The following is a 10,928-nucleotide window of genomic DNA, read 5'->3' as shown; positions in this document are numbered from 1 at the left end:
CGGCGGCGCCGGCCCGGGCGGTGGATCCCCGGGCCTGGGCGCGGGTGGCCGCGGCCTTGGCGGCCAGGCCGGGAGCGGCGAAGACACCTTCCAGCAGATGCGCCACCTGCTCGCCGGGCGGCGCCAGCTGCTCGGCAAGCTGGTGGGCGGCCAGCCTTCGGGCAGCGCCGGCGGCGTGCCGGTCAGCACCGACCAGGTGCAGGACGTGCTGGGCCAGCTGCAGCAGAAGGCCGCGCCCACGATGATGGTCAACGGCAAGCCGATGCCGCGCACCGTCACCCACCTCAAGCAGGACCTGCTGGCGCAGCTGCGCCAGCACACCCCGGGCAACCAGCCGCCGGCGCTGGCCGAGGAGGATGGCGACGCCATCGACCTGGTCGGCATGCTGTTCGACCACATCATGAAGGACGTGCGCCCGAACAGCGCCGCGTCCACCCTGCTGGCCAAGCTGCAGGTGCCGCTGCTGCGCGTGGCGCTGCAGGACAAGGCCTTCTTCACCCGCCAGCAGCACCCGGCGCGGCAGATGCTCAACACCATCGCCGAGACCGGCGCCTACTGGCTGGGCGAGGACGATGCCGACCAGCAGCTGGTGGGCAAGATGCAGTCGGTGGTCGACCGCACCGTGCGCGAGTTCGACGGCGACCTGGGCCTGTTCAACAACCTGCTCGAGGACCTCAGCGGCCACCTGCAGACGGTGACGCGCAAGGCAGAAGTGGCCGAGAAGCGCCACGTCGAGGCGGCCCGCGGCAAGGAGAAGCTGGCGCTCGCGCGCGAGCGCGCCGCCACCGTGGTCGAGGGCATGCTGAAGAAGCAGAACCTCCCGCGCTTCACCCACACCCTGCTCAGCCAGGCCTGGACCGACGTGATGGCGCTGACCTCGCTGCGGCACGGCGAGGACTCCGAGCAATGGAAGCAGCACCTGGACACCGCCGAACGCCTGATCGGCGTCGCCAAGGCGGCGCCGGGCGCCGCGCCCATCAGCAGCGAAGACGCCACCACGCTGCGCGGCGACATCCAGTCCTCGCTGACGCAGGTGGGCTACCACGCCGAGGAAGCGCTGGCGATCGCCCAGCGCCTGGTCGATCCGCAGGCCAATGCCGACGACGATTCCGCCGCCAGCCGCACCGAGCTGACCATGCGCCTGAAGGCCCGCGCGCGCCTGGGCGAGGAGCTGCAGCAGGCCAAGAAGACCAAGAAGGCCACGCTCACGCCCGAGGAGCAGAAGCGCCTCGAGCAGATCCGCCAGCTGCCCTTCGGCACCTGGTTCGAGTTCTCGCTCAACCAGCAGGGCGAGAAGGTCCGCCGGCGCCTGTCCTGGTTCTCCACCGTCACCGGCCACGTGCTGTTCGTGAACCACCGCGGCCAGAAGGTCGGCGAGAACACGCTTGAAGGCCTGGCCAAGGCCATGGTCCAGGGCCAGGTGAAGGTGGTCGAGGAAGAGAAAGGCACCCTGATCGACCGCGCCTGGAGCACGGTGATGAACGCGCTGCGTTCCTTCGCCGGCCAGTCGCCTGCCGAGGCGCCCGCCAAATGAACGAATACCGCCGCGCCAAACGCCGCAAGGTCGGCAACATCGACGTCCTCGACACCATGACCGGGATGCTGATCGGCAAGCTCAGCAATCTGTCCGAGACCGGCATGCTGCTCATCCTGGGCGAGCCGATCGCCAGCGACGCGCTGTTCCAGCTGCGCTTCACCCTGGACGATCCTTCCGGCAAGTCGCGCCAGGTCGAAGTGGGCGCGCACGAGCTGTGGTCCGACGAGGCCGCCGCGCCGGGCCAGGTCTGGACCGGCTTCCGCTTCATCGACGTCGCCCCGGAGGACGTGGCCTTCATCCGGGAGTGGGTGGATGCGCCGGGCAGCCAGTACGTCTGAACCGCCGCGCCGCCTCGCGCTGGCGGCGCTGGCCGCCATCGCACTCGCCGCGGGCTGCACCCGCGAGGAGCCCGTCCGCATGGAGCGGCTCTACGTGTTCGGCACCCTGGCCGACGTCGAGATCCGCGGCGCCGAGCCGGCGCAGTCCAGCGCCGCGCTGGCCGAGGTCTCCACGCTCCTGACCCAGCGCCAGGCGGAGTGGCATGCCTGGGAGCCTTCCGACCTCACCCGCATCAACGCGGCGCTGGCGGCCGGCGAATCCGCCGTCGCGCCCGCCTCGGTGGTCGAACTGATCGCGCGCTCGCGGCCGCTGGCGCAGGCCAGCGAGGGCCTGTTCGATCCGGCCGTCGGTGGCCTCGTGGCCGCCTGGGGCTTCCACACCTCGACCTTCCCCGTGCTGACGGCGCCGCCGGGCGAAGCCTGGCTGCAGCAGTGGCGCGAGGCGCGCCCGCGGCTGGACCAGGTGCGCGTGGACGGCGACGTCGTCTCCAGCAGCAACCCGGCCGTGCAGCTGGATTTCGGGGCGATCGCCGAAGGGCTGGCCTCGGAAACCATCCTCGAGGTGCTGGCGCGCCACGGCGTTCGCCACGCCCTCGTCAGCCTGGGCGGCGACATCGTCGCGCTGGGCGACGGCAACGGCCGCCCCTGGCGCGTGGGGCTGCAGGACCCGTTCGGCGGCGCGCTCGGCAGCGTCCAGCTGGACGACCACGAAGCGCTGTTCAGCACCGGCAACTACAACAAGTTCCGCGAATCGCCGACCGGCGCGCGCTGGGGCCACGTCCTCGATCCGCGCACCGGCCGGCCCGCGCGCGGCGCGGCCGCGGTGATGGTGCTGCACCGCGACCCGGTGCGGGCCGACGCCGGCGCCACCGCGCTGTTCGTGGCCGGGCCGTCGGGATTCGAGCGCACCACGCGGCGGCTCGGGCTGGGCTGCGTGCTGATGGTCACCGAGGAAAACGAAATGCTGGTCACCACGGCCATGGCCGCGCGGGTCGAGCTGCTGCGCAACCCGGTGTCGCTGGGGCCGCCGCTGGACCTCGGGCCGGCCTGCGACGTCGGCGCGCCGGCCGTCGCGGACTAGCCCCTCACTCGCGGAAGCACAGCGCCGCCTCGGGCTTGTGGATCGCGAAGCCCTGGGCGTAGTCCACGCTCAGGCCGCGCAGCAGGTCGCGTGCGCGGTCGTCGGCCACCCACTCCGCCACCACCTGCAGGCCCAGCTGGTGGCCGATGTCGGTCACCGCGCGCACGATCGAGTAGCTCACCGGGTCGGTCTCGATGTTGCGGATGAAGCTGCCGTCGATCTTGATGAAGTCCACCGGCAGGTTCTTCAGGTAGCCGAACGAGGCCATGCCCGAGCCGAAGTCATCGAGCGAGAACCGGCAGCCGGCGGCGCGCAGCTTCTGCATGAACTCCACCGCGCGCGCCATCGAGCTGACCGCCGCGGTCTCGGTGATCTCGAAGCAGATGCGCTGCGGCGGGACGCCGTAGTCCTCCAGCCGCTGCAGCACGAAGTCGGCGAAGCTGTCGTCCTCGAAGGTCGGGCCCGAGAGGTTGATCGCGCACAGCTTCACGGGCTTGCCCGAGGGGTGGATGCGGTGGAAGTTCGCCAGCGTGGTGTCCACCACCCAGCGGTCGAGCTGCGGCATCAGGCCGAAGCGCTCGGCGGCCGGGATGAACGCGCCCGGCGGCACCATCGCGCCGCTCTCGTCGCGCAGGCGCACCAGCATCTCCACGTGCACGCCCTCGGCCTGCTCGCCGTACCACAGCGGCGCCAGCTCCTGGAAATGCAGCAGGAAGCGGCCGTCGGCCAGCGCCTGCCGGATCCGGCCGGCCCACTCCATCTCGCTGCGGCGCTGGGTGGTTTCGAGGTCGTCCTCGGAGAACAGGTGCACGCGGTTGCGGCCGCGCTCCTTGGCCATGTAGCAGGCGGTGTCGGCGTGCGCCAGCAGCGTGCGCTGGCTCAGGCCCGGGCCGCGCATCATCACCACGCCGATGCTGGCGCTGATGGTGTAGTTGCGCTGCTCCCAGCCGAACACGTAGCCGTCGATCTCGAGCCGGATCTTCTCGGCCAGCGCCGCGGCGCGGGCTTCGTCGGTGTGCACGAGCAGGAAGGCGAACTCGTCGCCGCCCAGGCGCGCCACGATCGCATCGCGCGGCAGCAGGCCGGCGAACAGCGCCGCCAGCTGCGCCAGCAGCTGGTCGCCGGCGTAATGGCCGGAGGTGTCGTTGACCAGCTTGAACTGGTCCAGGTCCATGTACAGCAGCGCCGCCGGCGGCGCGCCCGCGTCGAGCGCGGCGATGGCGGCGTCGAGCTGGCGCTCGAACTCGCGGCGATTGTGCAGGCCGGTGAGCGAATCGTGCGTGGCCTGGTAGCTCAGCTCCTCGCTCAGCACCCGCAGCTCGGTGATGTCGTTGGCCACCGCCAGCAGGTGCGGCTGTTCGCCCAGCATGATCCGCGACACCGACAGCGTGGCCCAGAACGGCTCCTGCCCCGGCACGCGCAGCTTCACCGTCTCGTTGAAGATGGCGCCGGGATCGACGCCCATCGCCACCAGCTGCTCGCGCATGGCCGGGTCTTCCACCAGCTCGGCCAGCGCCGGGCTCAGGAACTCGTCGCTGATGCCGAAGCGGTCGCGGCAGGCCTGGTTGGCGTACACCACCTGGCCGTCGCTCACGCGCGCCAGCAGCACCAGCGCGGGCAGCAGTTCATTCAGCGCGCGGAAGCGCTCCTCGCTCTCGCGGTACTGCGACGACATGTCGCGCGCCAGCGCCAGCGCCCTCGCCCGGGTGCCGGCGATCGACCAGGCCAGCGTGGCCATGAGCAGGCTGGCCAGGCAGCCGATGCCGAAGGTGAGCAGCGGCAGCCAGCCGGCTTCGTCGTCGAGCAATTCGGCGTCGGCCACCATCCGCCAGGTGCGGCCGGCGTACGCGAGGTCGCGTACGAAGGTGGCCATCTCGACGCCGTCGCGCGGTTCAAGCTCCAGCGGATTGGTATAGAGCCGCCGCGGCGCCGCCTCGCCATCGCTGATGTCGTATACCTCCAGGTCGAAGCGATCGAGCGCCTCGCGCGGCAGCGCGTCCTCGATCAGCCGGTTCACCCGGAACGAGGCCGCCAGCGAGCCCATCTCGCGCGCGCGCCGCTCGGCCAGGTCGCGTGGCTGCGGGCCGGGGCTGAACACGGGCAGCCGGATGGTCAGCCCGTCGTCGCTGCCGGGCATGTTGGCGCGCTGGATCAGGCGGAAGGCCGCCGACATCACCGGCTGGTCGGCATCGCGGGAGAACTGGGCCGCGGCAAGGTTGGCCGGCTGGGTGGCGATGTCGAGCCCCAGCAGCATGCGGTTGCCCTGCATTGGCGCGACCAGCACGGTGGGGTAGTGCACCTGGCCGTCCGGAGCGGCGTCCGGTGACGACCGGTCGGCCTTCCTCGCGTAGGCGATGGCCTGCAGGCTGGGGAACTGTTCGCGCGGGCGCAGGTTCGAGTACATCGCCTCGAATTCGTCGATCGTCACCTCGTCCGAGGCCAGGAACAGGGCCTGCACCGACCGCACGAGCAGGCCGCAGGTCTGCAGCTGGCTGTCCACGGCGTCGAAGCTGCGCTCGGCGAGGCGCTCCAGGCGGACCTGCTCGGAGCGGGCCAGGGCGTCCCGGTGCAGGCTGGCCGCCAGCAGGCTCAGGGCCAGGCCGAACAGCAGCGCGCCGAGGCTCCACAGCCAGGCGGGCTGGCCCAGGAAGCCGCCGTCTTTGCGCCTATTTTCCAAACCCTTCTCCTGCCCCTGCACTGGATGCGGCAAAATCGGGGCCTCGCCCACGAAGGACCGGCCATGACTTCCCAGGACACCGCCACTCTATATCCCGCGCACCTGTCCGCGATCAAGGCGCGGGTGGACCCGCTGCTGGAGAAGCATGGCTTCGATCACCTCCTGGTGGCGTCGGGCGTGGAGAAGCACGAATTCCTGGACGACCGCCCCTACCCCTTCAAGCCCAACGCCCAGTTCAAGGCCTGGCTGCCGCTGACCCGGCACCCGCACTGCTGGATCGCCTACACGCCGGGCCAGCGCCCGGTGCTCGCCTACTACCAGCCCGACGACTACTGGCACGTGCCGCCCAGCCCGCCGCAGGGCGCCTGGGTCGAACACTTCGACATCCGGGTGATCACCGACCCGGCCGAGGCCGTGAAGCACCTGCCCACGACCGGCAAGGCCGCCATCCTGGGCGAGGCCGACGCCGCCCTGCCCGGCTTCGCGCCCAACAACCCCGAGGGCCTGCTGGCCGCCCTGCACTACCACCGCGCCTACAAGACGCCCTACGAACTGGCGGTGATGCGCCTGGCCCAGCGCCGCGCCGTGCCCGGCCACCTGGCCGCGCGCGCCGCGTTCAAGGCCGGCCTGTCGGAAGCGGGCATCCACGCCGCTTACCTCGCCGCCACGGGCCACACCGACCTGGACCTGCCCTACAGCAACATCGTCTGCCTCAACGAGCACGGCGCGGTGCTGCACTACCAGTACAAGGAGACGCGCGCGCCGTCCCGGCATCGCTCCCTGCTGATCGATGCCGGCGCCGAGGTGGATGGCTACGCCTCCGACATCACCCGCACCTGGGGCAATGGCGACGCCGATTTCGAGGCGCTGATCGCCGCGGTGGAAGACGAGCAGCAGGCCCTGTGCGCCCGCGTCCGCGCCGGTGTCGACTACCGCGACCTGCACCTGGAGTGCCACCTTCGGCTGGGCAACGTGCTGCGCACGCTGGACCTGGTGGACATGGACCCGGCGCAGATGCTCGAGACCGGCCTCACTTCCACCTTCTTCCCGCACGGCCTGGGCCACCCGATCGGCCTGCAGGTACACGACGTCGCCGGCTTCACCGACGAAGCCGGCCAGCTGATCCCGCGCCCCGCCGGCCATCCCTACCTGCGCATGACCCGCACGCTCGAACCGGGCATGGTCGTCACGATCGAACCCGGCATCTATTTCATCCCGACGCTGCTGGCCAGGCTCAAGGCCACGCCGCAGGGCAAAGCAGTCGATTGGCGCAAGGTCGAGCACCTGTCTGCTTTTGGCGGTGTGCGCATCGAGGACGAGGTCCATTGCACAGAAGGCTCCCCTGAGAACCTCAGCCGCGACGCGTTCGCGGCGACGTGATGCCGGCATGCCTACGGGAGAAAGGTTGAGTTGGCTTGGTCAGGCCTAGGGCCTGGCCTGCGTCACCTCGCGGCACCGCTCCAGGTTTGCGTTGGGCAGGCGGGTGTCGACGCAAAGCCTGCCAATATTTCGTTCAATCAGCTGTGCGTCCGCTACTGATTCAGCATCCGCCGCGCTCATCGTCGCCGACTCGTATTTCCAACGAAGTGAGTCGAGTGCCGCAGCGGAAACCACCGCGTCACCATCAACCGCGCGCGCGAACAGGGCCTCAACTGCCTCGCGCCCGGTTGACTCGCGCATTGCTCTTGCCGCGGCTTCCCGCTGGAATGGGAAACGGGAAACAGATAGTTCCATCAAGTAACGGCGAGCCTCTCCCTCCCGCTCAGGGACATGAACCTGGACAAGCTCCGCCAGTCGCACCGATAACGCCAGTCGATTCCGCGACGCCGTAGACGCGTCGAGATTCGCTCCTGGCTCGATGAGGAGCCATTGATCACGCAGAAACCGCCAATCCCCGACCTCACTCGCGACGTTCAGACGATTTGTCGCATCGCCAAACGACATCTCCAGTACAGACGTCTCGCCCAGATCGTGCGGTGCATCGGACTGCGTATGGCCGCGCCCAGATGCGGAGTCCTGACCAGGCGCCTCTTGATCGCCGCAGCCAGAAACTGCCAGTACCGCCGCTGCCAGAACAACGCACCCCCTGCCAGCCAAGCCCATACGCTCTCCCGTCGAACTGAGTCTCCAAGCGCGCTGCCACCTCGGGCTGAATAGCCTGGCGATTCAGACGCAGCATCCGACCTCTTTCAAATGCGATCCAGGGAAGAATCGCGCAAAAGGTGCAACTTCGCCAACAGGCGCGGCACGCGTGTCGGTCGGTCATGCGCCAGTACCTCGCCAACACCCCGCAATCGCGCCCAAAGCCCTGATTTGCTAAGATTTGCGCACCTTCTGGCCCCCCTCGCCCGGCCCCTGCGCCGGGCGCAACTTGTTGAGCGACATGGAAAAGAGCTTCGAGCCCCAGACCTTCGAGACCAAGTGGTATGCCCACTGGGAAGCCAGCGGCTGCTTCAAGCCCTCGGGGAAAGGGCCGGCCTACACCATCATGCTGCCGCCGCCGAACGTCACCGGCACCCTGCACATGGGCCACGCGTTCCAGCACACGCTGATGGATGCGCTGGTGCGCTACCACCGCATGAAGGGCTTCGACACGCTCTGGCAGGTCGGCACCGACCACGCCGGCATCGCCACCGAGATGGTGGTCTCGCGCAACCTCGCGCTAGAGGGCAAGGGCGAGACCCGCGACTCGCTCGGCCGCGACAAGTTCATTGAGAGGGTCTGGGCCTGGAAGCAGGAATCGGGCGACACCATCACCCGGCAGATGCGCCGCATGGGCGCCTCGGGCGACTGGAGCCGCGAGACCTTCACCATGGACGCCGGCCCGAGCCAGGCCGTGGTCGAAACCTTCGTGCGCCTGTTCGAGGAAGGACTGATCTACCGAGGCCAGCGCCTGGTGAACTGGGACCCGGTGCTGAAGACCGCGATCTCCGACCTCGAGGTCGTGAGCGAGGAAGAGGACGGCAAGCTGTGGTCGATCCGCTACCCGCTGGCCGGTGGCGCCACCTACGAGCACGTCGAGCACGACGCCGACGGCAATGAAACGCTGCGCGAGACCCGCGACTACCTCGTCGTCGCCACGACGCGGCCGGAAACCATGCTGGGCGACACCGCCGCGATGGTGCATCCGGACGACGCGCGCTACGCCGCGCTGGTCGGCAAGGCCGTGGCGCTGCCGCTGTCGGACCGCGAGATCCCGATCATCGCCGACGACTACGTCGACCGCGCCTTCGGCACCGGCGTGGTCAAGGTCACGCCCGCGCACGACTTCAACGACTACGCCGTCGGCCAGCGCCATTCGCTGCCGCTGATCAACATCCTCACGCCCGAAGCCGCCATCAACGGCAACGCGCCGGAGAAGTACCGCGGCCTGGACCGCTACGCCGCCCGCAAGGCCGTACTGGCCGACCTCGAGGCGCTCGGCCTGCTGGTCGAGGAAAAGAAGCACAAGCTGCAGGTGCCGCGCGGCGACCGCACCGGCCAGGTGATCGAGCCCTACCTCACCGATCAGTGGTTCGTGCGGATGGAGACGCTCGGCGCCAAGGGCCTGGAGCTGGTCGAAAGCGGCAAGGTGCGCTTCGTGCCCGAGAACTGGATCAACACCTACCGGCACTGGATGGGCAACATCCAGGACTGGTGCATCAGCCGCCAGCTCTGGTGGGGCCACCGCATCCCGGCGTGGTACGACGCCGCCGGCAAGGCCTACGTGGGTCGCGACGAGGCGGAAGTGCGAGCGAAGCACGGCCTCGGCGCCGACGTGGCGCTGACCCGCGACAACGACGTGCTGGAGACCTGGTTCTCCTCGGCGCTGTGGTCGCACAGCACGCTGGGCTGGCCCGACCCGCAGGCCATGGCCGAGCGCGGCTTCGACCAGCGCCTGCCGACTTCGGTGCTGGTCACTGGCTTCGACATCATCTTCTTCTGGGTCGCCCGGATGATAATGATGACCGACCACTTCACCGGCGAAGTGCCGTTCAAGGACGTGTACATCACCGGCCTGGTGCGCGACCGCGACGGCCAGAAGATGTCGAAGTCGAAGGGCAACGTGCTGGACCCGATCGACATCATCGACGGCATCAGCGCCGATGCGCTGGTGGCCAAGCGCACCACCGGGCTGATGAAGCCGACGGACGCGCCCAAGATCGAGAAGGCCACGCGCAAGGAATTCCCGGACGGCATCGCGCCCTTCGGCGCCGACGCGTTGCGCTTCACCTTCGCTTCGCTGGCCACCCACGGCCGCGACATCAAGTTCGACCTGCAGCGCTGCGAGGGCTACAAGAACTTCTGCAACAAGCTCTGGAACGCCGCCCGCTTCGGCCTCCTGAACTGCGAAGGTTTCTCCGTGGGAGGGACTTCAGTCCCGACGCCTTCCACCGACGCTGAACGCTGGATCCTCGACCGCCTCCAGCACACCCTGCGCGAAGTCGAGAAGGGCTACGCCGACTACCGCTTCGACCTCGCCTCGCAGGCGCTGTACGAGTTCGCATGGAACGAGTTCTGCGACTGGTACCTGGAGCTGTCCAAGCCCGCACTGATGGGTGAGGACAAAGCGGCCGCCGACAGCACTCGCCACACGCTGCTCTACGTGCTGGAACAGCTGCTGCGCGCGCTGCACCCGATCATCCCCTTCGTCACCGAGGAGATCTGGCACTCGGTCGCCCCCAAGCTCGGCATCACCGGCGACAGCATCAGCACCCAGCCCTACCCGGTCGCCGACGCTACGCTGGAAAACGCCGCCGCAGCCGCCGACATCGAGTGGCTCAAGGACGCCGTGACCCAGCTGCGCTCGATCCGCAGCCAGATGGGCATCGCGCCGGCGAAGGCGGTGCCGCTGCTGCTGCAGGACGGCGACGCGCGCGACCGCGAGCGCCTCGCGCGTCACGCCGCCGCGCTCAAGTTCCTGGCCAAGCTCGAGTCCATCACCTGGCTCGAAGGCGAGGCCCCGGCCGCGGCCGCCGCGCTGGTCGGTTCGCTGAAGCTCCTGATCCCGCTCGAGGGCCTGATCGACCTCGGCGCCGAAACCGCGCGCCTGGACAAGGAACTCAAGCGCATCGCCGGCGAAATCGCCAAGTGCCAGGGCAAGCTGTCCAGCGACACCTTCGTGCAGAACGCCCCGGCGGCCGTGGTGGAGCAGGAGCGCGCGCGCCTGGCGGACTGGACGGCGCAGCAAGCCGCCTTGCAGCAACAGCGCTCAAAACTGGGCTGACCACAGCAAATGAAGCAGGTTCATTTGCTGCTGTTCCGGTGAGTGGCCGTTACGGCTTGCGTTCGACCGGGGTCCGGGGAACAGAAACT

General features: G+C 69.2%; 7 protein-coding genes. 5 read left to right on the top strand and 2 right to left on the bottom strand.

From position 1 onward, the window contains the following. The 3 genes from VFV21_RS12825 to VFV21_RS12815 form a co-directional block, all read left to right on the top strand. A partial coding sequence (locus VFV21_RS12825; protein ID WP_329669810.1) for a DUF1631 family protein occupies positions 1-1,534 on the top strand: 1,534 nt, incomplete at its 5' end. Further along, positions 1,531-1,875, top strand: a complete 345-nt coding sequence (locus tag VFV21_RS12820; protein WP_329669809.1) for a PilZ domain-containing protein — start codon at positions 1,531-1,533, stop codon at positions 1,873-1,875. The genes VFV21_RS12825 and VFV21_RS12820, both read left to right, overlap by 4 nt. Next, positions 1,850-2,956: an FAD:protein FMN transferase gene (locus VFV21_RS12815; RefSeq protein ID WP_329669808.1), complete on the top strand. Its 1,107-nt coding sequence runs from the start codon at positions 1,850-1,852 to the stop codon at positions 2,954-2,956. Before VFV21_RS12820 ends, VFV21_RS12815 begins: the two co-directional genes overlap by 26 nt. A 4-nt stretch (positions 2,957-2,960) precedes the next feature. Here the strand turns inward: VFV21_RS12815 and VFV21_RS12810 are convergent, their stop codons facing one another. Continuing rightward, positions 2,961-5,633, bottom strand: coding sequence for a bifunctional diguanylate cyclase/phosphodiesterase (locus VFV21_RS12810; RefSeq protein ID WP_329669807.1), 2,673 nt, complete (start codon positions 5,631-5,633; stop codon positions 2,961-2,963). 63 nt (positions 5,634-5,696) lie between these two features. On the opposite strand from VFV21_RS12810, the gene pepQ reads away from it, so the two are divergent. Continuing rightward, positions 5,697-7,013, top strand: coding sequence for a Xaa-Pro dipeptidase (pepQ, locus tag VFV21_RS12805; protein WP_329669806.1), 1,317 nt, complete (start codon positions 5,697-5,699; stop codon positions 7,011-7,013). 45 nt (positions 7,014-7,058) lie between these two features. Here pepQ and VFV21_RS12800 read toward each other — a convergent pair whose 3' ends face one another. Further along, positions 7,059-7,577 (bottom strand): hypothetical protein, encoded by a 519-nt coding sequence (locus VFV21_RS12800; protein WP_329669805.1) that lies wholly within the window; start codon positions 7,575-7,577, stop codon positions 7,059-7,061. Positions 7,578-8,016: 439 nt separating this feature from the next. Between VFV21_RS12800 and VFV21_RS12795 the strand changes: the two genes are divergently transcribed. Further along, on the top strand, positions 8,017-10,839 hold the full coding sequence (locus VFV21_RS12795) for a valine--tRNA ligase (RefSeq protein WP_414638585.1): 2,823 nt from the start codon (positions 8,017-8,019) through the stop codon (positions 10,837-10,839). Positions 10,840-10,928 lie beyond the last annotated feature (89 nt).

The organism is Arenimonas sp., assembly GCF_036275555.1.
Lineage (GTDB): Bacteria > Pseudomonadota > Gammaproteobacteria > Xanthomonadales > Xanthomonadaceae > Arenimonas.
Note: the sequence above shows the minus strand (reverse complement) of the source record. Positions and strands in the feature narration are given on the sequence as shown.

Coding starts and splice junctions, on each gene's coding strand:
- VFV21_RS12820 (WP_329669809.1), top strand. CDS start 1,531: ATGAACGAATACCGCCGCGCCAAACGCCGCAAGGTCGGCAACATCGAC.
- VFV21_RS12815 (WP_329669808.1), top strand. CDS start 1,850: ATGCGCCGGGCAGCCAGTACGTCTGAACCGCCGCGCCGCCTCGCGCTG.
- pepQ (WP_329669806.1), top strand. CDS start 5,697: ATGACTTCCCAGGACACCGCCACTCTATATCCCGCGCACCTGTCCGCG.
- VFV21_RS12800 (WP_329669805.1), bottom strand. CDS start 7,577: ATGTCGTTTGGCGATGCGACAAATCGTCTGAACGTCGCGAGTGAGGTC.
- VFV21_RS12795 (WP_414638585.1), top strand. CDS start 8,017: ATGGAAAAGAGCTTCGAGCCCCAGACCTTCGAGACCAAGTGGTATGCC.